Annotated in this window: 19 protein-coding genes and 1 pseudogene; 12 read left to right on the top strand and 8 right to left on the bottom strand. The window is 71.8% G+C overall.

Going from position 1 to position 20,454, the window contains the following annotated elements; translation table 11 throughout:
* Nucleotides 1-16 precede the first annotated feature (16 nt).
* Together paaZ and ACNF49_RS36650 are read left to right on the top strand one after the other, a co-directional pair.
* Entirely contained in the window at nt 17-2,056 is a 2,040-nt protein-coding gene (paaZ, locus tag ACNF49_RS36655; protein ID WP_357968766.1) for a phenylacetic acid degradation bifunctional protein PaaZ, read from the top strand.
* Between the two features lies 1 nt (nt 2,057).
* Complete coding sequence (locus tag ACNF49_RS36650; RefSeq protein ID WP_482940447.1) at nt 2,058-2,849, top strand: enoyl-CoA hydratase/isomerase family protein; 792 nt, start codon at nt 2,058-2,060, stop codon at nt 2,847-2,849.
* Between the two features lie 21 nt (nt 2,850-2,870).
* On the opposite strand, the gene ACNF49_RS36645 is transcribed toward ACNF49_RS36650, so the two are convergent.
* Complete coding sequence (locus ACNF49_RS36645; RefSeq protein WP_482940446.1) at nt 2,871-3,380, bottom strand: Lrp/AsnC family transcriptional regulator; 510 nt, start codon at nt 3,378-3,380, stop codon at nt 2,871-2,873.
* Between the two features lie 121 nt (nt 3,381-3,501).
* Between ACNF49_RS36645 and pdhA the strand changes: the two are divergent.
* The 4 genes and pseudogenes from pdhA (at nt 3,502) to ACNF49_RS36625 (ending at nt 7,984) form a co-directional block, all read left to right on the top strand.
* Nucleotides 3,502-4,607 (top strand): annotated as a pseudogene (gene pdhA, locus ACNF49_RS36640) (pyruvate dehydrogenase (acetyl-transferring) E1 component subunit alpha).
* A gap of 1 nt (nt 4,608) precedes the next feature.
* Entirely contained in the window at nt 4,609-5,634 is a 1,026-nt protein-coding gene (locus ACNF49_RS36635; protein WP_482940445.1) for an alpha-ketoacid dehydrogenase subunit beta, read from the top strand.
* Nucleotides 5,631-7,172, top strand: a complete 1,542-nt coding sequence (locus tag ACNF49_RS36630; RefSeq protein WP_482940444.1) for a dihydrolipoamide acetyltransferase family protein — start codon at nt 5,631-5,633, stop codon at nt 7,170-7,172. Before ACNF49_RS36635 ends, ACNF49_RS36630 begins: the two co-directional genes overlap by 4 nt.
* A 470-nt stretch (nt 7,173-7,642) precedes the next feature.
* Nucleotides 7,643-7,984 carry a MazG-like family protein gene (locus tag ACNF49_RS36625; RefSeq protein WP_482940442.1) on the top strand — a complete coding sequence of 114 codons (342 nt, stop codon included), beginning with the start codon at nt 7,643-7,645 and terminating at the stop codon, nt 7,982-7,984.
* Between the two features lie 398 nt (nt 7,985-8,382).
* On the opposite strand, the gene ACNF49_RS36620 is transcribed toward ACNF49_RS36625, so the two are convergent.
* The 3 genes from ACNF49_RS36620 to ACNF49_RS36610 form a co-directional block, all read right to left on the bottom strand.
* The gene (locus tag ACNF49_RS36620) at nt 8,383-8,703 is read right to left on the bottom strand and encodes a GYD domain-containing protein (protein ID WP_357968785.1); all 321 of its coding nucleotides are present in this window, start codon (nt 8,701-8,703) and stop codon (nt 8,383-8,385) included.
* Nucleotides 8,704-9,086: 383 nt separating this feature from the next.
* Nucleotides 9,087-9,680: a hypothetical protein gene (locus ACNF49_RS36615; RefSeq protein ID WP_482940441.1), complete on the bottom strand. Its 594-nt coding sequence runs from the start codon at nt 9,678-9,680 to the stop codon at nt 9,087-9,089.
* A 223-nt stretch (nt 9,681-9,903) separates the two neighbouring features.
* Nucleotides 9,904-10,431 carry a hypothetical protein gene (locus tag ACNF49_RS36610; protein ID WP_357968790.1) on the bottom strand — a complete coding sequence of 176 codons (528 nt, stop codon included), beginning with the start codon at nt 10,429-10,431 and terminating at the stop codon, nt 9,904-9,906.
* Between the two features lie 440 nt (nt 10,432-10,871).
* Between ACNF49_RS36610 and ACNF49_RS36605 the strand changes: the two genes are divergently transcribed.
* Nucleotides 10,872-12,341, top strand: a complete 1,470-nt coding sequence (locus ACNF49_RS36605) for an alpha/beta fold hydrolase (RefSeq protein ID WP_482940440.1) — start codon at nt 10,872-10,874, stop codon at nt 12,339-12,341.
* Between the two features lie 160 nt (nt 12,342-12,501).
* Here the strand turns inward: ACNF49_RS36605 and ACNF49_RS36600 are convergent, their stop codons facing one another.
* Nucleotides 12,502-13,068 (bottom strand): histidine phosphatase family protein, encoded by a 567-nt coding sequence (locus ACNF49_RS36600; RefSeq protein WP_482940439.1) that lies wholly within the window; start codon nt 13,066-13,068, stop codon nt 12,502-12,504.
* A 478-nt stretch (nt 13,069-13,546) separates the two neighbouring features.
* Between ACNF49_RS36600 and ACNF49_RS36595 the strand changes: the two genes are divergently transcribed.
* Nucleotides 13,547-14,299 carry a peptidylprolyl isomerase gene (locus tag ACNF49_RS36595; RefSeq protein ID WP_357968799.1) on the top strand — a complete coding sequence of 251 codons (753 nt, stop codon included), beginning with the start codon at nt 13,547-13,549 and terminating at the stop codon, nt 14,297-14,299.
* A gap of 125 nt (nt 14,300-14,424) precedes the next feature.
* Nucleotides 14,425-15,180 carry a fascin domain-containing protein gene (locus tag ACNF49_RS36590; RefSeq protein WP_482940438.1) on the top strand — a complete coding sequence of 252 codons (756 nt, stop codon included), beginning with the start codon at nt 14,425-14,427 and terminating at the stop codon, nt 15,178-15,180.
* 157 nt (nt 15,181-15,337) lie between these two features.
* Here the strand turns inward: ACNF49_RS36590 and ACNF49_RS36585 are convergent, their stop codons facing one another.
* Nucleotides 15,338-15,700 carry a DUF1622 domain-containing protein gene (locus tag ACNF49_RS36585; RefSeq protein ID WP_482940437.1) on the bottom strand — a complete coding sequence of 121 codons (363 nt, stop codon included), beginning with the start codon at nt 15,698-15,700 and terminating at the stop codon, nt 15,338-15,340.
* 623 nt (nt 15,701-16,323) lie between these two features.
* A complete protein-coding gene (locus ACNF49_RS36580; RefSeq protein WP_482940436.1) occupies nt 16,324-16,878 on the bottom strand; it encodes a TetR/AcrR family transcriptional regulator in 555 nt (184 codons plus the stop codon).
* A gap of 348 nt (nt 16,879-17,226) precedes the next feature.
* Here ACNF49_RS36580 and ACNF49_RS36575 point away from each other — a divergent pair, with 348 nt between their 5' ends.
* Nucleotides 17,227-17,589 carry an STAS domain-containing protein gene (locus ACNF49_RS36575; protein WP_482940435.1) on the top strand — a complete coding sequence of 121 codons (363 nt, stop codon included), beginning with the start codon at nt 17,227-17,229 and terminating at the stop codon, nt 17,587-17,589.
* Nucleotides 17,590-18,067: 478 nt separating this feature from the next.
* On the opposite strand, the gene ACNF49_RS36570 is transcribed toward ACNF49_RS36575, so the two are convergent.
* Nucleotides 18,068-18,448 carry an STAS domain-containing protein gene (locus ACNF49_RS36570; protein WP_357968812.1) on the bottom strand — a complete coding sequence of 127 codons (381 nt, stop codon included), beginning with the start codon at nt 18,446-18,448 and terminating at the stop codon, nt 18,068-18,070.
* 344 nt (nt 18,449-18,792) lie between these two features.
* Here ACNF49_RS36570 and ACNF49_RS36565 point away from each other — a divergent pair, with 344 nt between their 5' ends.
* Both ACNF49_RS36565 and ACNF49_RS36560 read left to right on the top strand, forming a co-directional pair.
* The gene (locus ACNF49_RS36565; protein ID WP_358005889.1) at nt 18,793-19,239 is read left to right on the top strand and encodes an ATP-binding protein; all 447 of its coding nucleotides are present in this window, start codon (nt 18,793-18,795) and stop codon (nt 19,237-19,239) included.
* 293 nt (nt 19,240-19,532) lie between these two features.
* On the top strand, nt 19,533-20,450 hold the full coding sequence (locus ACNF49_RS36560; RefSeq protein ID WP_482940434.1) for an SDR family NAD(P)-dependent oxidoreductase: 918 nt from the start codon (nt 19,533-19,535) through the stop codon (nt 20,448-20,450).
* Nucleotides 20,451-20,454: the final 4 nt, after the last annotated feature.

Here is a 20,454-nt window from a genome sequence, read left to right as displayed (position 1 = left end):
CAAGAGAGGAGACAGCGTGAGCGCGCTGCTGGAGAGCTACGCCGCCGGACGATGGTTCCGCGCGTCGGACGACGGGGAACCCTTGCTCGACGCCGCGACGGGCGAGGAGGTCGCGCGGATCTCCAGCCGGGGGCTGGACGTCGCCGCCATGGTCAGGCACGCCAGGGACACCGGCGGCCCGGCGCTGCGGGCCCTGACCTTCCACGAGCGGGCCGCCCTGCTCAAGGCGCTGGCCAAGCACCTGATCGAGCGCAAGGACGCGCTGTACGCCCTGTCCACGCGCACCGGCGCCACCTCCCGCGACACCATGGTCGACGTCGACGGCGGCATCGGCACCCTGTTCAGCTACGCGAGCAAAGGCGTGCGCGAGCTGCCCAACGACACCGTCTACCTCGACGGCGGCCTGGAGCGCCTGAGCAAGGGCGGCACCTTCGCCGGCCAGCACGTCTACACCTCGCGACCGGGCGTCGCCGTGCAGATCAACGCCTTCAACTTCCCCGTCTGGGGCATGCTGGAGAAGCTGGCCCCCGCCTTCCTCGCCGGGCTGCCCTCGATCGTCAAGCCCGCCGCCCAGACCGCCTACCTCACCGAGCTGGCCGTCCGGCAGATCATCGAGTCCGGCATCCTGCCCGAAGGGACGCTCCAGCTCCTGGCCGGCAGCCCCACCGGGCTGCTCGACGAGCTGACCGTCCAGGACTCCGTCGCCTTCACCGGCTCGGCCCACACCGCGGGCATCCTGCGCCGCCACCCGAACGTGCTCGACGGCGGCGTCGTCCTCGGCGTCGAGGCCGACTCGCTCAACTGCTCGATCCTCGGCCCCGACGTGCGCCCGGACGATCCGGAGTTCGACCTGTTCGTCAAGGGCGTCGTCACCGAGATGACGGTCAAGGCGGGCCAGAAGTGCACGGCCATCCGCCGCGTGCTCGTGCCGGCGAACCTGGCGGACCAGGTGACCGAGGCGCTGGCCGCGCGCCTGTCGGCGATCACCGTCGGCGATCCGCGCAACCCCGACGTGCGCATGGGCCCGCTGGCGAGCCTGGGCCAGCGCGACGAGGTGCGCAAGGCGGTCGAGGCGCTGCGGGCCGGCGCGGAGGTGGTCCACGGCGACCCGCGCGGCGCCTCCCTGCTCGACGGCGACCCCGAGCGCGGGGCGTTCATGACCCCGCTGCTGCTGCGCGCCCGCCCCGGCGCCGCCGAGCCGCACGACGTGGAGCCGTTCGGGCCGGTCGCGACCGTGCTCGCCTACGACGGCGTCGAGGAGGCGGTCGCCCTGGCCGCGCGCGGCAAGGGCAGCCTGGTCGCCTCCGTCGCCACCCACGACCCGCAGGTCGCGCGGTCCGTCGTGCTCGGGCTCGCGCCCTGGCACGGCCGGATCCTGGTCCTCGACCGCGACGACGCCAAGGAGTCCACCGGGCACGGCTCGCCGCTGCCGGTGCTCGTCCACGGCGGCCCCGGGCGGGCCGGCGGCGGCGAGGAACTGGGCGGCGTGCGCGGCGTCCTGCACCACATGCAGCGCACCGCTCTTCAGGGGTCGCCGGACCAGCTCACCGCGATCACCGGCCGCTGGACGACCGGCTCGGCCCGAGCCGAGTCCGGCGTCCACCCCTTCCGCAAGTCGCTGGCCGAGCTGCGGGTGGGCGACACGATCGCCTCCGCGCCGCGCACGGTCTCGCTCGCCGACATCGAGCACTTCGCCGAGTTCACCGGCGACACCTTCTACGCCCACACCGACCCCGAGGCCGCCGCCCGCAACCCGCTGTTCGGCGGCATCGTCGCGCACGGCTACCTGGTGGTGTCCCTGGCCGCCGGGCTGTTCGTGGACCCGGCGCCCGGCCCGGTGCTGGCCAACTTCGGCGTCGACGGGCTGCGCTTCCTCACCCCGGTCAAGGCCGGCGACGCCATCGCCGTCGCGCTGACCGTCAAGCAGATCACGCCGCGCAGCGGCGCCGACTACGGCGAGGTGCGCTGGGACGCCACCGTGACCAACCAGGACGGCGTCCCGGTCGCCACGTACGACGTGCTGACCCTCGTGGCCAAGACCTGGCCGGAGGACTGACGTGGACGACACCCCGGTCCTGCTCGAACGCGACGGCGCCGTGGCCGTCGTGACGCTCAACCGTCCCGACCGGCGCAACGCGCTGGACGCCGCGCTCAAGCAGGGCCTGCGCCGGGCGCTGGAGGAGGCCGCCGCCGACGACTCGGTCAGGGCCGTGCTGCTGACCGGCGCCGGCCGCACGTTCTGCGTCGGCCAGGACCTCGCCGAGCACGCCGAGGCCCTGCGCGCCGACCCGGCCCACGCCTTCGACACCGTCGAGGCGGACTACGCGCCGGTCGTCCGGCTCCTCGCCACGATGCCCAAACCGGTCGTCGCCGCCGTCAACGGCGCCTGCGTCGGCGCCGGGCTGGCCCTCGCGCTCGCCTGCGACCTGCGCGTCCTGGCCGAGGACGCCAAGCTGGCCACGGCGTTCACGGGGATCGGGCTCACCTGCGACTCCGGCCTGTCCGCGACGCTGACGCGGGCGGTCGGCGAGTCGAGGGCCAAGGAGCTGGTGCTGCTCGGCGAGCCGTTCGGCGCCGCGCAGGCGGTCGCGTGGGGCGTGTCGGGACGGGTGGTGCCGGGGGCCGAGGTCGCCATGGCGGGACGCGAGCTCGCCGCCCGGCTGGCGGCCGGGCCGACCGCGGCCTACGCCGAGTCCAAGCGGCTCATCGCACAGGGGTGGGAGCAGGGCCTCGGGGCGGTGCTCGCCGCCGAGGCCGGAGCGCAGGCCCGGCTGGGCCTGACCGCCGACCACGCGGGCGCGGTGGAGGCGTTCCTCGCCAAGCGCAGGCCGACCTTCGGCGGGCGCTGAACGAGGACCTGGGGCGGGGGCTCAGCCGTCGTGGGCCCCCCATTCCGCACCCCGGCCACGGGCCTCCTCGAACACCAGCCAGGTCCGGGTGGCCCGCACCCCGGGGATGTCCTGGATGCGTTCCAGCACGACGTGCCGCAGCGCGGCGTTGTCCGGCGTCCTTACCAGCACCAGGACGTCGTAGTCGCCGCCGACCATGGCGAAGTGCTCCACGTACGGCGTCTCGCGCAGTCGTGCCGTGACCTGGCGCCAGGAGTTCTGCTCGATCGTCACCGACACGTACGCGCTGGTGCCCAGGCCGGCCCGGTGCGGCGCCAGCTCGGCGGTGAAGCCGGTGATCACGCCGTCGTCCATCAGCCGGGTGAGCCGGGCGTAGACGTTGGCGCGCGAGACGTGCACGCGTTCGGCCAGGGTGCGCATCGACATCCGGCCGTCGCGCAGCAACTCGGCGATGATCGCCCGGTCCACTCCGTCCAGGTTTGCGGCCGAACGTCCCGGCCAGCCGCCCTCGACGCCCTCGTTGGCTGACAATTGGCCCTCCATTAATCCCATATAAAGCCGTTTGTCGCTCATCATGCCTGATGTCTTGAACGGATGGCTCCAGGAGCGGACGCTTTCCCTCACAAACGTCCAGAAGAAAGTGAGCGTCGCCATGTCCGTGAGGAGGAGTCCCCAGACGGTCGACGGCCTGCTGCCCTCACCAGAGCCGGTGCGCTTCGTCGCCGAGGACGGCACCGCCGTCGAGCCGCCCGCCGGGTACACCGAGCCCGCCGGCGAGGAGCTGGTGGAGGCGTACCGGCGGATGGTCCTGGGCCGCCGCTTCGACCGTCAGGCGACCGCGCTGACCAAGCAGGGCCGGCTGGCCGTCTACCCCTCCAGCCGCGGCCAGGAGGCCTGCCAGATCGCCGGAGTCCTCGCGCTCCGCCAGGACGACTGGCTGTTCCCCACCTACCGCGACTCGGTCGCGCTCGTCTCCCGCGGCCTCGACCCGGTCGAGGTGCTCACGCTGCTGCGCGGCGGCTGGCACTGCGGTTACGACCCCGCCGCCACGCGCGTCGCCCCCAGTGCACGCCGCTGGCCACCCAGACGATCCACGCCGTCGGCATGGCCGAGGCCATGCGCCGCAAGGGCGAGGACGGCGTCGTCATGGCCTTCATCGGCGACGGCGGCACCAGCGAGGGCGACTTCCACGAGGCGCTCAACTACGCCGCGGTGCTGCGCGCCCCCGTCGTGTTCCTCGTCCAGAACAACAAGTACGCCATCTCGGTGCCGCTGGCCAAGCAGAGCGCCGCTCCGGCGCTGGCCTACAAGGGCATCGGCTACGGCATCCCCTCCGAGCAGGTGGACGGCAACGACCTCGTCGCCGTGCTGTCGGTCCTGAACGCCGCCGTGACGCACGCCAGGACGGGCGGCGGCCCGTTCCTCGTCGAGGCGCACACCTACCGCATGGACCCCCACACCAACGCCGACGACCCCTCCCGCTACCGCGAGAGCCAGGAGGTCGAGCAGTGGGAGTCGGCCGACCCGCTGGCCCGGCTGGAGACCTACCTGCGCGGGCGCGGCCTGCTCGGCGCCGAGGACGTCGCCGCCGCGCACAAGGCCGCCGAGGAGTACGCCGCGCGCCTGCGCGAGGCGATGAACGCCGACCCCGAGGCCGACCCCTTCGAGCTGTTCGACCACGTCTTCGCCGAGCCGACGCCCCAGCTGCACGAGCAGCGGGCCCTGCTGGCGTCCGAGCTGACCGCGCGGGAGGACTGACATGACCGCGACGACCACGATGACCATGGCCCAGGCGCTGAACGCCGCCCTGCGGGACGCCCTGCGCGAGGACGAGCGCGTCCTCGTCTTCGGCGAGGACGTCGGCCTGCTCGGCGGCGTCTTCCGCGTCACCGACGGGCTCACCAAGGAGTTCGGCGAGGAGCGCTGCTTCGACACGCCGCTGGCCGAGGCGGGGATCGTGGGCCTGGCCGTGGGCCTGGCCATGGGCGGCTTCCGCCCGGTGATCGAGATGCAGTTCGACGCCTTCGCCTACCCGGCCTTCGAGCAGATCGCCTCGCACGTGGCCAAGCTGCGCAACCGCACCCGCGGGCGGCTGTCGCTGCCGCTCGTGATCCGGATCCCGTACGCGGGCGGCATCGGCGGCGTCGAGCACCACTGCGACTCCAGCGAGGCGTACTACGCCCACACGCCGGGGCTCAAGGTCGTGACGCCCGCGACGGCCGACGACGCCTACTGGCTGCTGCGCGACGCCATCGCCGACCCCGACCCGGTGATCTTCATGGAGCCCAAGCGGCTGTACTGGTCCAAGGAGGAGACGTCCACCGCGGCCCGCGGCGCCGCCGGGTTCGGCCGGGCGGCCGTCCGCCGCGAGGGCCGCGACGCGACGCTCGTCGCCTACGGGCCCAGCGTGCCCGTCGCGCTCCAGGCCGCCGAGGCCGCGGCCCAGGACGGGCTCTCGCTGGAGGTGGTCGACCTGCGGACGATCGTCCCGTTCGACGACGAGACCGTGGTGGCCTCGGTGCGTAAGACCGGGCGCTGCGTGGTGATCCAGGAGGCCCAGGGGTTCGCCGGGGTGGGGGCGGAGATCGCCGCCCGCGTGCAGGAGCGGTGCTTCCACTCGCTGGCCGCGCCGGTGCTGCGCGTCACCGGGTTCGACATCCCGTACCCGCCGCCCATCCTCGAACACTCCCACCTCCCGGACGTCGACCGCGTCCTCGACGCCGTGGACCGGCTCCAGTTCGACGACCAGCCCGACCTGCTGCACCTCACCCGGGAGGCGTCATGACGACGACCGCCGCGCGGCAGGTGTTCCGGCTGCCGGACCTCGGCGAGGGCCTGACCGAGGCCGAGATCGTCGAGTGGAAGGTGGCCGTGGGGGACACGGTGGAGATCGACCAGATCGTGGTGGAGGTGGAGACCGCGAAGGCGGCGGTGGAGGTGCCCGTGCCGTACGCGGGGACCGTGCTGCGGCTGCACGCCGAGGCGGGCGCGGTCGTGGCGGTGGGGGAGCCGCTCATCGAGGTCGGGGGCGGGGAGGAGGACCCGGCGGCGACGCGGTACCGGGAGGAGGAACAGGCGGGCTCGGGCAACGTCCTGATCGGCTACGGCACCACCGGCACCCCGCACAAGGGCCGCCGCCGCCGCCCCACCAAGCCCGTCCCCTCCACCCCGGCCCCGGCCTCGGCGCCCGCCCCGGGATCCGTACTCGCACCCGCTCCGGCATCGGGACCCGCACTGGCACCGGGTTCCGTACCGGCACCCGCTTCGGGAACGGCTGCGGGACTCGCGCCGGCACCCGCTCAGGGACCGGCACCGGGGTCCGGGCTCGCACCTGGGCACGCGTCCGCACCTGGGCGCGCGTCCGGGCCCGAGCCTGCTTCTCCATCCCCCGGCGGGCCGGAGGGCGCGCCTCGCGTGATCTCGCCGCTGGTCCGCAGGATGGCGCGCGAGCACGGCGTGGACCTCGCCGCCGTCCTCCCCACCGGACCGCACGGCGTCATCCTCCGCCGCGACGTCGAGCACGCCATCGCCAACCCCGGGACCGACCCCGGCGCGACCCCTGACGCCCTGTCCGCCGACAGGACAGCGGCCCCGGCGTCCCAGATGTCTCCGGTGTCTCCGGTGTCTCCGGTGGCGGAGCGGATCCCCCTGCGCGGCCTGCGCCGTACGGTGGCCGACAAGCTGACCCGCAGCCGCACCGAGATCCCCGACGCCACCACCTGGGTGGACGTGGACGCCACCGACCTGCTCGCCATCCGCGACACCCTCCGGCGGACCAGCCCGGACCTGGGCATCGGCCTGCTGGCCCTGCTGGCCCGCGCCTGCGTGGCCGGCCTGCTCCGCTTCCCCGAGCTGAACTCCTCGGTCGACACCGAGCGGGCCGAGATCGTCCGCCACGGCCACATCAACCTGGGCTTCGCCGCCCAGACCGAACGCGGCCTCGTCGTGCCGGTGGTCCGCGACGCGCACCTCATGACCACCGCCGGCCTGGCCGCCGAACTGACCCGCCTGACCGCACTGGCCCGCTCCGGCGGCCTGCCCCCGTCCGCGCTGACGGGAGGCACGTTCACGCTCAACAACTACGGCGTCTTCGGCGTGGACGGCTCCACCCCCATCATCAACCACCCGGAGGCGGCGCTGCTGGGGGTGGGCCGCGTCATCGACCGCCCCTGGGTGCACGGCGGCGCGGTGGTGCCCCGCAAGATCACCCAACTGTCCTTCACGTTCGACCACCGCGTCTGCGACGGCGGCGCCGCGGGCGGTTTCCTCCGCTTCGTCGCCGACTGCGTGGAGAACCCCGCGGTGCTGCTCGCCCACGTCTAGCAGCACGCTCCCCACGCCGGCGAACGCCACCCGGTGGGCCCAAGGGCGGCAACCCTCAGGCCCACCGGCCGCCGGCAACCGGCGCGGCATGAAGCCACCGTCCACGTCGCGGCTGTCAACGACCTACTCGTCTTGCTCACGCTTTGGGTGTTCCGGCGCCTCAGATCCGGCGGCATGGGTTTGTACGTGAGTGTTCGAGCTGACCGCCAGCGCAACCGCTGCGATCATGAAGCCGATGCCGACCATCGCCACCACCATGACGCTGAGAAGTACCAGGGTGCCCGCGAAGACGGCACCCGGCGAGTAGGTGTGTCCTCATACCCGCCGGAGGGCCATGGATCGCTTACGCTCCTCTCACACTCACGACGGCGAAAGAGCGCGAATCACGCCACCGATCATTGCGTCGGGCGCCTGGGCGTCGACCGCCTGTACGAGCACTCGCCAGACGCCGACATGGAAAAGAGGAGCCGATGCCTGAGCCCACCTCGACAGACGTGTGGTCCACGATCGGCGAGCTGGTGGCATGGCTGGACCGTAACAACGGCCGGGACCCTCACGAACTCACGCTGCGCGTCATGAAGATCGGCGAGGAGCTCGGCGAGGCGATCGAGGCCCGCATCGGGGAACTCGGCCAGAACCCGCGCAAGCCCGCCTCCCACACCCGCCAAGATCTCGCTGACGAGTTGTGCGACGTGATCGTGACGGCAATGGTGGCGCTCGCCTCCGTCGACGATGACCCGCAGGCGGTGTTCGAGGCGAAGCTGAGGAAGATCGCCGACCGCGTGTCAGCATTGGAGGCCAAGCGCGCCTGACCTTCCCGGGGAAGCCGTACAAGCCGCCGCTCCGGCGCTCGCCGCGCACCACGCGGGTGAGGACCGAGGGCCGCGCCTCACCGCCGCGTCGTTCGAACAGGCCCGTAGCCGCCTGAGGGCGGGCGGGGATTCGGACCTGTGCCTCGCCGCTGCTGAGGCTCGCATCAGGGCGGTCGAGGCGGCTGAGCCTCGGCGGACGACCTCTCCGAGGCTGCCGATGTCCTGGCAAATGTCGACGACCCGTGCCGTAACAGCAGCGAAGAGCCAGAGCCGGCACGTCCTCCCGTACCTGAAGGAGCGGAGCGCGGCTGACTTCGCCGACATCCCGCGAGCCGAGGCAAGGGCCTGCATCGCCCGCAGTGTCGGGATCAGCCGCCGCGCTCACCCGCGCCTGGTTGTCACGCGCCAGGAGCCCGGTAAGCCACGTCCATCCGCGTGGCTTCGTCGACCTCCTCCGCCGTCAGCAGGGCGACCGTCGTCGTCCGCACCGCCCCGGACGCCGACACTGCCATCCCCAACGCAGCCGACGCCGCATTGCTCGGCAAGTCGACGATCACGAACGTGTCCGTCTCGCCGAACGCGAAGTACATCTGCTCGACCCGCCCGCCAAGGCTTTCCACCAGGCGATCCACCGCTTGTCGGCGTCCGGTGCCACCGTCTCGCAGCACCCCGCGGAGGCCGTCTGTGGTGTACGTGGACTGAATCAGATACTTGGGCATGGTCGAGTTCCTCTTCTCGTGCCGCCGCCCCGGTGCGAGGTGGCTGTCGCGGGTCACGAGGTCGGAATTCTCGGCTCCGGATGAAGGTAATCCCACTGGTTGTGCTGGGTTTTCCCCTACGGGCCCCGACGTCGTCCAGCCAGGACGTGACCAGCGGATGACAGGGCAGGCCGCCTGATGCCCGTCCTGACAAGGGAGGCGAACTGGCGCTGGAACGTCACGACCCCGCAAGCCTGAGGTCTACCACCTGCTGAGCAGCGCCCCCGGGGCACCAGCGCCGACGGCACCTTCACCGAAGTTCCCGGGGTCGCGCCCCCAATGGACATACAAGATCTTCTACGAGGACACCGCAGACAGCCGGAGCTGCAGTGCGTCCCGGCGAACTAGGACGAGACCGTCAGCACCACGATCGCCACCCCGAGCGGCAGGTCGAGTGCGGCGCAGAACTCGGCCATCGACCGGGCCACCACCTTGTTCCTGCGCCAGAGGACCACGTCCAGAGCGGCATGCCCGATCAGGGCCGCCGCGACCAGATAGCCCCCGACCGCAGGCGACAAGGTCAGCGCGGCCACCGACACCGTCCCGAAGACCAGCATCGCGGGAACCTGCGCGGCGTCGAGCGTCGGCCTGCGCGACAACCCGCCCGCCAGGCCGACGACGGCGACGCACACCGCACCCCCGACCAGCCCCGGCCACGGCTCCAGCCCGAGCAGCCGCAGCACCGTCACCGCCACCACGGACGCCCCGAACAACGGCCAGACCACCCCCGGTCTGCCGGTCACCGCCGTGGCGAGGTAGATGAGCGCGGCGAGGAACACCACAAGGGCCGCGTCCCGCCCGTCCTCCAGCCCCAGGACGTTGAAGGCCATGAAAGCCAGGCCCAGCCACGTGGGCCAGCGACGTGCGACGGCCATGAGCACGCGGCCGGTGGGGGAGCGCCCCTGCGAGCCGCCTTGCGCGGACGACATCTCAACCATGCCCCCACTCTCCCGCGCCACCTCCGCCGGCCTTGAGGCCGAACACCCCGAACGTCCAGAATCCTGCGATCCCGGTCCGCCCACCCCACGTTCACCCTGCCGACCGCCACCACCTGCACCTGGCCGGAGGGCGCGGTGCCCACTACGCAGAGGTCTGGCAGGGCTGCCCGGTGAGCTTCTCGACCACTGACGACGGACGCCGGTGAGGAGATCCTGTCCGACGTCAGGCCGGCCCGACCGACCGCAGCCAGACCGCCGCCGAGTACGGGCTGGTGAAGCGGAGCACGCGTAGGGGCCCGAAACGCGGATCACGGGTGCGCCGCCGGATCTCCGCCTGTCGCGCCGCGTGCTGCGACCAGGCCCACCACGCCGGATGATCACTCTGGAACCATCCGGCGACCGTCTCCCGGTTGCCGTTGAAGACGGGTTCGCGCAGAACCGTCCTGCGCAGCGAACGCCGCAGGACTCGGGGCATGACGACCCGGCGCGGGTAGTCCAGCCAGACAATGGTGTCGGCGCGTTCCCACAGCAGGTCGCGCACCTCCGGGTAGCCGAAGGAGTCGAAGATCCAGGCCGAGGTCGCGGCGATCTCGGCGACCCGCTCCGGGAACGCCTGGTCCACGGCCCAATCGGGCCCGGCGAAGTACAGGCCGTCCATCTCGTGACAGGGCACGGCAATCCGGGTGCTCAATGCGCGGGCGAGCGTCGACTTGCCCGCTCCGCTGATGCCCGCCACCAGAATCCGCCGCATCCCGGCAGGCTAGCGCAGCCGTACCCGCCGCTCGGCCCGGCCTGCCCGCAGGCTGACAGGGCCATTCGGCAACAAGCCGATGCTCCTCGCCCTCTTCCGGGCAACCAACCCGGAGCCTCTCCAAACAGGACGGACCCGTGCCGCTGCCCCACCAAGCGCCCTGACCGGACAGATTTCTCGGCGGACAGGTGACGGGACAGCCTTCACGAGCAGTAACAGGGGCTTCAGATCGTGCGTGACACCGGCTGGACCACGGATCGTGCCGGACCACAGAGCATGCGTGACACCGGCCAGACCACGTCGTGCGTGACCTTGACCAGACCGCGTCGTGCGTGACCATGACCAGACCACGGTCTGACAACCCGTGGTAGGACATCCCCGCTCCAAGACCAGACCCTGGTCCGACGCGCTCCCGCCCCCCGCGCCGCAATCATGGCCGCATGCTGAAACCCCTCGCCACGACCCTGGCTGTCCTGCTGGCGATGACCGGCCAACCCGCCATGGCCGCCGCCACCCCAACCGCCGAGGCCCGACCCGGAAACGAGAGCACAGCCCGTCCCTCCTCGGTCACCCCATCCGCCATGACCGCTCAATCCTCACTGACCTGGCAACCCTGCCCCAACAACAAGATCGGCATGGAGTGCGCCGACCTCCAGGTCCCGGTCGACTGGCGCAAACCCGACGCCCGCAAGATCACACTGAAGCTGGGCAGGCTGAAGGCGACCGGCGCCTCCGAAGGGTCGGTCCTCGTCGCCTACGGCGGCCCAGGAGGCCCCGGCATCGCGACCACCGCAGCCGTCCCCGACTGGTGGGCCCGGCTGCGCGAGCGCATGGACATCGTCACCTGGGACACCCGCGGCTACGGCGAGCAGTTCGGCGGCCTGAGCACCGGCCTGGCATGCGTCTGGACCCGCATCCCCATCCCGGAAGCCCCGCGTGACGACGCCGGCTTCGGCCGCCTGTCCGACACCAACCGCGGCTACGCCGAGCCATGCCGCCACCAAGACCCCGAGCTGTTCGCCAACATGAGCTCGGCCGACCAGGCCAGAGACATGGAGGCGATCAGGAAGGCACTGGGCGGCGCGAAGCTCAACTACTACGGCGCCTCCTACGCGGGCTTCTACGGCCAGGACTACGCCCGCCTCTTCCCCGGTCAGATCCGCACGATGGTCCTCGACGGCACCTGGAACCACAGCCCCGCCGACTGGTCGCGCGAACTGGAAGAGACGGCGAAGTCCAACGAGCAGTCCATGCGGCGCTTCTTCACCTGGTGCGCCACCCACGACTGCCAAGACATACCCGGCCTCTGGCACAAGCTGACCGAACGAGCCCGCCGCAAGCCCATCCCCACCACGACGGCCAACATGGCCTACGATGCTCGCGACCTGCAGTCCCTCGCCCTCTCCATGGCCCGCCAGGGAGCTCCCTCCTGGCCCGCCCTGGCACGTGCGATCCGCAAGGCGACCGGCCAGGGCGACGCCTCCGACTTCGTCCCAGCCCGTGGCGCCCGCTACCCCGACCAGTCCACGCCCGTCACCGAATGCCTCGACTGGCCGCGCTACACGACCCTCAAGGAGCTGGCCACCACCGACGCCCGCCTCCGCAAGATCGCCCCTCTCACCGGCACCGCCAATACGCTGGCCTCGGCGACCCTCAACTGCATCGGCTGGCCCGTCCCTGTCACCAACCCGCCCGCTCCCCTCCCGAAGGGCGTGCCCCCCGTCCTGGGAGCAGGCGCCTGGGGCGAGTCGGACGCGGTCGAACGCGCCCTGGCCGCCGTCCCCGGCAGTGTCACCATCCACCACGACGGCCCTGGCCACACCCTCTACGGCTTCAATCCCTGCGCCCGCGACCTGATGAACCGCTACTTCACCGACCTGACCCTGCCACTGCCGAACACCCAATGCTGACCACGGCGAACCCGCCGGTAGGCAGCCATCCGGGCTGAACGGGAACGTCCTCGTCCCATGCTTCAGCCGGATCGGTGCGCCTCCCGATTTCGAGAAGCCCGAGCATCGGGAGAAGGACCGAGGCTTGGTCTACCAGTACGCCAGCCGCAGTCGGCGATCCTCAACTCGGCCGGATGGGGCTCTGTGGCGCCCGGTGGAACTCGATGCTCACGAACCGACCGTCGGCGAAGCCGAGGCGCGCACCGTCGCAGTGCGCGAACGGCGTCCCCCAGGAATCGTGTGCAGCCTCCGGGAAGCACGCCGCCAACGCCAGCTCGATCGCCCCTCCATGCCCGACCAGAAGCGCTGAGCAGCCCTCCGTGACGGCACTGACCGTGTCCACCCAGATCGCTCGGTGGTTCTCGGCCACGGTCGCTGCGGCCCGGCCGTCCCGGATGATCTCCGCGAGCCGCCGGTAGGGCTCGGCCCAGCCCCATTGTGCGTGCCGAGGGATTTCTCCCGGCACATAACCCGACGGCATCTCCATGGTGTCGTCGACGGCGAAACCCATCGCGACAGCGGTCTCGACGGCCCGAGGAACCGAACTGGTGACGACGCGCTCGTAGGGGCCGACTCCGGAGCCGATGAAGCGGGCGAGGGCGATGCCGTCAGCCGACAGGTGTGACCCGCGGCCGCGTGCCGCGCCCTTCTTGGTCAGGCTGTGTCGGCGCACGTCGAGCCAACGCACTTGGCGTCCTCCTGCAACGGTGTTCCGGTGGGCAAGGACAGCGACGCGTGCGGCCATCGAGATCGTCGAGCGGTGTGCTGACAACCAAAGATCATGCGGTGGCCGCAGGCCATAGCGTAGCCGTGCCCGGCCGGCTGTCGATGTTCGACGGCTCACGGGTCGGATCGTCGCATGATCAGGCTCTACCGCTGGAATGGGTAGGCCGCCGGATGGTGTGCGTACGGCTGCGTGCCAGGGCCAACGTCAGCTGTGGAGCAGAGACGACGGCGAAGATCCACCGGAGGAAAGGCGAGGTGGTGAGGGGCAGCTGTCACGACGACTCGGCGCCGCTCCTGACGCGCCGACCAGGGGTGCACTCCGGCTGCCGCAGAAGTCGGAGAAGGGAGGCGCCGACCTCGTGCGGCCACGGTCTTGACTGGGCGGGTCAGATCGACTAGACCACAGGAAGCCCGGCGATCATCACGCAGTGGAGGACACGATGTCCGGCAGAGCGTTGGTACGACTCGCGGCCCGCGCCGCGTTATCCGCAGTCACGACGGGCGCGCTGGTCGCGGCCGCCGCGATGCCGGCCTCCGCGACGGTCCTGGACCGGCCGCCGCGGACGACCAAGGGGCCGTGCGCGTACACCGAGACCCCCGACGACCCGGCCGTGCGCAAGGTGCCGCTGCCGCCGGACCCGCGCCGCACCTCCACCCGTCCGGTCTCGGCGGTGCTCAGGACCAACCACGGCGACATCGGGCTCACCCTCGACCCCGCCAAGGCGCCGTGCACCGTGCAGAGCTTCGTACACCTGATCCGTCATCGTTTCTACGACGTCACCTCCTGCCACCGGCTCACCGCGTACGACCGGCTGAAGGTGCTGCAGTGCGGCGACCCCAGCTTCACCGGCGAAGGCGGGCCCGGCTACCGGTACAAGGACGAACTGCCCACCGACCTGCCGCCGTGGCCCGGCGACCCGACCGGGGTGCGCAAGACGTACGCGCGGGGTGTGCTGGCCATGGCCAACGCCGGGCCCGACACGAACGGCAGCCAGTTCTTCCTGGTCTACGGTGACTCGGGCCTGGCACCCAACTACACGGTCTTCGGCACGGTCGACGCCGCCGGGCTCGCCGCGCTCGACCGTATCGCCGCCGGTGGCATCCAGCCGGAGCCCGACGGACCCACGCCGCCCGTGGACGGCAAGCCCGTCCTGCCGGTCGACATCCGGGACGCCCGGGTCTGCCGGAAGTAGGCGTCACCCCCGCTCCCACGCCGCCCCCGCCCCCGTCCCAGATGCCGGTGGAACGGGGGCGGCACGGTCTGGAACGCCCTCAGAGCGAGGGCTCCGACCGAGGAGCCGGGAGCAGGGAGAGACGCATGAACCTGAGACGTGCGTTCGGCACGGTGGCGGGACTGGCACTGGCTGCCGCGGGGATGGTGGGGCTGAGCGGGCCCGCGTGGGCGGCGCTGCCGTTCGTCACCCCGACCACCTGTACGTTCCAGACGTCCAACACCGGGAACTATCTGACGGCGGTGGGTGGCGGGGGCCGTACGACCGATGTGATCCACAGCGACGCTACCGTGGCCCGCTCGTGGGAACGCTTCACCCTCGTGGACGCCGGCGACGGCGTGCACGTCGGCATCAGGACGCTGACCGGCAACTACCTCACCGCCGTGAACGGCGGCGGCCTGCAGACCGACGTCATCCACTCCAACGCCACGCTCCTGCAGGCGTGGGAGAAGTTCGCGCTGGTACGCCAGGGCGGCGACGGCTTCGCGATCCAGACGGTCGACGGCCACTTCCTGACCGCCGTGGGCGGCGGCAACCGGACCACCGACGTGGTGCACAGCGACGCGACCCAGGTGCGGTCGTGGGAGCTGTTCCGGGTGCAGTGCAACCTCACCGCCGTCCCGAACGTGCAGGGCTTCGACGACGGCAGCGCGCGGAACGCCATCGCGGGGGCGGGCCTCACGGTCGGAGGGGTCACCTTCGACAACAACTGCGTCGACGTTCGCGGGACCGTGTTGTTCAGCAGCCCGGGTGCGGGGGCGACCGTGCCGCGCGGTTCGGCGGTGAACCTCAACGAGTCCAGCGGGGTGGACCGCAACGGGCGGCCCTGCATCTTCAGATGACCCCGGCGGTCCGGCTGTCCGAGGCGACCTCGTCTCCTCGAGCGGCCGGACGCGTTGGGGTGGACGGCTGTTTCGCCCGAAATCGGGCCTTCCATCGAGGGGGCCGACTTCGTGGGCCTTGGTGGGGGGTGACCGCGGTAGGGCGGGTGGGGCGGGTTCAGCTGGGCGTGTCGGTGCTGCGCCGTGGCTGCCAGGGCAGGCGGTTCTCCAGCTCGACCTCCAGCGAGAAGCTGAGGAAGGTCCGTACGAGCACGATGAGCGCGAGCACGCCGACGCTCACGAACGTCGGAGCCACCGCCACCGTACGGATGATGTCCCCGGCGACCAGGAATTCCAGCCCGAGCAGGATCGCCCGTCCGAGGCCCTGGCGGTAGGCGCGGTAGACGTCGTGCGGGGCCTCCCGCTCGCGCAGCCGCAGCACGAAGGACACGGTGGCCGTCAGCGCGCCCAGCACGATGATCGCCACGCCTGCGAGATCGACAGCCTGGCCGATCGCCTCCACGATCCGCGCGAAGTCCATGACCACCCTCTTTGTCCCGCCTTCAGCAAGGATCAGCGTCCCGCGCCCCACATACCGCTCCGACACGCCGCACCAGCCCCCTCTTTGCCCGCCCACCGCACGGGCCCTCGCGTGGGGAGGGGCGCGGGCTTTGAGTGGGAGCCATACATGACCGGATGGGGGACGGGGAGGTCATGCGCGATCGGAGAGATGAGGGGCGGGCACGGGTTGGGCGGTCGTACGTGGGCGGATGGGGGAGGGCGGCGGGCCGAGAGCAGGAAGTCTTGCGCGATCGGAGGGGCTGATGCGCGGGCTTGGGGGCGGGAAGCCGGTGCGCGATCTGAGGGGCTGGCTTGGGCCGGGAAGCCGGTGCGCGATCTGGGGGGCCGGCTTGGGGCGGGAAGCCCTGCGCGATCGCAAGGGAAAGGGGTGCAGGCTGGGGGCGGGAGGGCACACGCGCGGATGGGGGAGGGGTGCGGGCCTCGCGCGAAGGCCATGCGCGATTGGAGGGCAGAGAGGCGGGTCTGCAATGGGGGTGTGCGCGCTCGGGGCATCGCGGGGCGGTTTCCCGAGGGCTGGGAGGTCGGGCCGTCCAGGTGGTGGTCTGGACGGCGGTGTTGTTCGTGGATGGCGGAGGGGTGAAGTCAGTCCGTGGGGTGAGGGAGGTCGGTGGGGAGGGAGTCGAGCCAGTGGGTCAGGCGGGTGCCTTGGCGGGTCATGATCTCGGGGTCGCGCAAGGCGTTGGCCAGCAGCGACATCCCCTGGTACGCACCGACGAAGGTGAGCGCGAGATCGTCGGCGTCCGGCTGGCCGAGGTCACGGAACTGGCACTCCGACCAGTCGAGGAGCAGCCGTAGGACCCGGCCCGCCTCGACGTCGAGGCCGCCCTCCTCCCTTTTGTCCAGCTCGGCGGCGAGCGTGCCGGTGGGGCAGCCGTACCGGGCGGCGATGTCCCGATGGCTCACCCAGGCGTCCACCATGGCCTTGAGGCGGGCGCGCGGGTCGGGGAGCCGGTCGAGTTCAGCGGTGAGCTCGGCCAGGTGCCCGGCGTGCTCGGACAGCGCGGCCAGGATCAGTTCGTCCTTGGTCTTGAAGTAGTAGTACACGTTCCCCACGGGCACGCCGGCGGCCTCGGCGATGTCGGCGATGGTCGTCCGCTCGACGCCCTGCTCGTGCAGGACGCGGGCGGCGGCGGCCATCAGCCTGCGCCGCTTGTCGGCCCCCGGGCCCGTGTCCTCGTTGAGTCAGTCACCCAACTGACTATACGTGGGAGACAGATGGGACGAGCGCTTCCCCGTCCCGATCGGGGCCGCGCGGCTATGTGAGGACGCGGCGAAGCGCCAGGAGGCGTACGACCTGGGGTGGCATGCTGAACAGCGGCTATCGTCCGGGCGCGGCGTCAAGTTGTGGCGGCTGAGCCACATCGTGCTTACCCGGGGCGCCTGGAGGAGCAAGGCTGCCGCTGAGGGGTAGGGGCGGGCGATGTCCGATGTCGCCGCCGATGTGCCGGATGCGGACAGGGGTGGCGCTGAGCTCTGGATCCCCTCATGACAGAGTTAGCGATCAACGTCCAACGTCTGCCGGGCTGCCACGTGGTGCACCTCGACGGCGAGCTCGACCGTGTGACCCGCATGCCGCTGGCCCGTACGCTCGCGGAACTCCTGGAGGTGCCGCGTCCGAAGGTCGTGATCGATGTCACCGACCTGACCTTCTGCGACTCGTGCGGCCTCTGGGCCCTCATCATCGGCCAGCGGCAGGCCGAGCGGCGCGGCGGCACCGTCCGGCTGGTCGGGGTGCACGGGCCGCTGGCCCGCCTGCTGGACATCACCCGTCTGTCGCGCCTGTTCCCTTCGGACGACGGTCCGGCCGAGTCCGCGAGCTGGGCCAAGCCGCGCGGCTGGCCGTCCTGACCTCGGGGGGACGGCACCGACATGCACGGGTCCGGGACCAGCACGAGTCAGCCGGGCCAAGGCTCAGTACGAGCCAGCTGGGCCAAGGTTCAGTACGAGTCGGCCGGGCCAAGGTTCAGCACGAGCCAGTCGAGCCAAGGTTCAGCACGAGTTGGTCGGGCCAGGGGCGCGGTGAGGGCTCGAGGCCAGGAGCCCGGCAACGGCCCTCAGGGGGATCGCGGTGAGTACCTCAGGCCGGGTGGGTGCCGGTGAAGGGCCGGAGGGCGCTCCCGACCCCGCTGTCCGCCTGACGCCGGCCCCGCTGCCGGCCCGGCGCCCGGGCCCGGGGCCCGGGGGTGCGGGTGAGGCCAGGCTGGGCCCGGGAGTGGGCCAGGCCGAACCGGGCCGGGAGTGGGGCAGGCCGGACGGGGTCCAGGATAGGCCCGGGCGGGGGCCGGGATCAGCCCGGGCGGGAGCCGGGGGCGGGCCGGGCGTCAGGTCAGGACGGTGGGGAGGGGGCCGGGTCCGGGCCGTGGGGATGTGACGCGTTGAGCATCCGGTACAGCTGATCCTCGGGCCCCAGTCGCCAGCCGAGCAGTTCCAGCAGCTCGCGCACCGTCGACGAGGCGTTCTGGAGCACCAGCCTGCGCGGCGGCGGCAGGTCGGTGGCCGTGCTGATGATCAGCCGCAGCCCGCCGGCGTCGATGAAGGTAAGCTCGGACAGGTCCAGATGGATGTCGGTCTCGCCGATGCGTAATGCCCACGCCAGCGCTCGGGCCAGCGCGGGCCGTCCATGGTGGTCGATCTCGCCGCGTACGCGCAGGCCGAAGGGGTGCACCATGGGCAGCACATCGGCAGGGTCGCCGGTCTGGTCGTTCATTGAAAATCACACCAATGCGGTCGTCTCAGGGCAGAGCCGAGCCGCGCCACGTTCCCGATCAAGGGAAGGTGCGGGCGCCCCTGACAGATCGCCGAAAACAAGAGGGCCCGGCGCGCCGCGCGTCCATACAGCGTCGGCACATCGGGCAGAGGGAGGTGCAGATGTCGGGCGATCAACCCTTTCCGCCAGGCATCGGCCAGGTCACCGCGGCCTCGGCCGCCGGTGAACTGGACGGGTGCGCCCGTGGCGCGCCCGGCTCGGCTCGTTTACTCGGTCGCCTTACTCTCTGCCCTCGATCGAGCGCTTTACGCCGCCGTAACCCCCGTACACGGTAGGGGCAAGCCATGCACGCACCCTTCCACCTGCGGTGCACCATCACCAACAATCTCGCGCTCACCCGCGATCTGGTGCGCGTCTACGCCAGCCACGCGGGGCTGTCCGGCGCGCGGCTCGACCACCTGGTGCTCGCCGTCAACGAGGCCGCCGCGAACGTCCTGGAGCACGGTGGCGGTCGCGGCACGGTGACGGCCTACACCGACGCCGCCGTCCTCACGGTCGATGTCTGCGACACGGCCGGACGCCTGCGGGCCGAGCATCTGGCCGACGCACGGCTCACGCGCCCCTCGCCCGCGGCGCGGCGCCTCGGGCTGTGGCTGATCCACCGTCTGTGCGACGAGGTCGGCATCGATCATCCGCAAGGTGGCAGCAGGCTGCGGCTGCGTATGCGCCTGCCCCTCGCCACCCACCTGCGTCCCTGGCAGGGCGGCGACTCCTCACCGGCGGCCAGCTAGCCACGGTGATCCGCCCGCACGGCCGGTGATCCGTCCGGAAGGCCGCCCTTCCGCCCGCACGGCCGGTGATCCGCCCGGGAGCCTGCTCGCCCCGCCGGTCCGCCCGTCCGCCGGTCCGCCCGTCCGTCCGTCCGCTGGTACGTCCGGGCGGCTGGTGAGCCGCTCGGACGGGCGGATCACCAGCCGGCCGGACGGGCGGTGAGTCGTCGGTGAGGACGCGGTGAGCCGCCCCCGCCACTGTTGACCTGTCTCCGCGATCGCGGAGCAGAGGCCACACACGTGGGGAGCGGACAATGGGCATGCTGACCGGCAAGACGGCGCTGGTGACGGGCGGTTCTCGGGGCATCGGCCGGGCGGTGTCGCTGCGGCTGGCCGCCGAGGGCGCGCTGGTGGCCGTGCACTACGGCGGCGACGACGAGGCGGCCAAGCAGACCGTCGCCCTGATCGAGGAGGGCGGCGGCCAGGCGTTCGCTGTGCGCGCCCGCTTCGGCGCGAAGTCCCAGGAGGGCGTCAGGGGCGCCTCGGCCGCGGAAGGCGTAGAGGGCGTCAGGGGTGCGGAAGGCGTGGGGAGCATCAAGGGCGTAGAAGGCGTGGAAGGCGGGGTGGGCGTCACGGGGGTGGAGGGCGCGCAAGAGGGCAGGGGCGTCGAGGGGGCGGTGGAGCGGTTGTTCGAGGGGCTGGCCGACGGGTTGGCCGGGCGTGGCCTGGACATTCTGGTCAACAACGCCGGCATCGCCTCGACCGTCCCGATCGCGCACCTGACCCCGGCGGAGTTCGAGCGGGTGATGACGATCAACGTCACCACCCCGTTCTTCGTGATCCAGCGCGCGCTGCCGCTGCTGAACGACGGCGGCCGCATCATCAACATGGGCTCGACGGCCAGCCGGCTCGCCGTCACCACGCAGATCGGCTACACGATCAGCAAGGCGGCGCTGGAGGCGATGGCCCCGACGCTCGCCAACGAGCTGGGACGGCGCGGCATCACCGTGAACACGGTCGCGCCCGGCGCCGTACGGACCGACATGACCGCGGGCTACACCTCGATCCCCGAGGTGGTGGCCGCTCTGGAGTCCATCACCGCGCTCGGCCGGCTCGGCGAGCCCGAGGACGTCGCGGACGTGGTCGGCTTCCTGGCCGGTCCGGCGGGTCGGTGGGTGACCGGTCAGACCATCGACGTCTCGGGTGGCACGTACCTCGGGCCGCTCGCCTGACAGA

It is taken from the genome of Actinomadura sp. ATCC 39365, from assembly GCF_054392275.1.
Note: the sequence above shows the minus strand (reverse complement) of the source record. Positions and strands in the feature narration are given on the sequence as shown.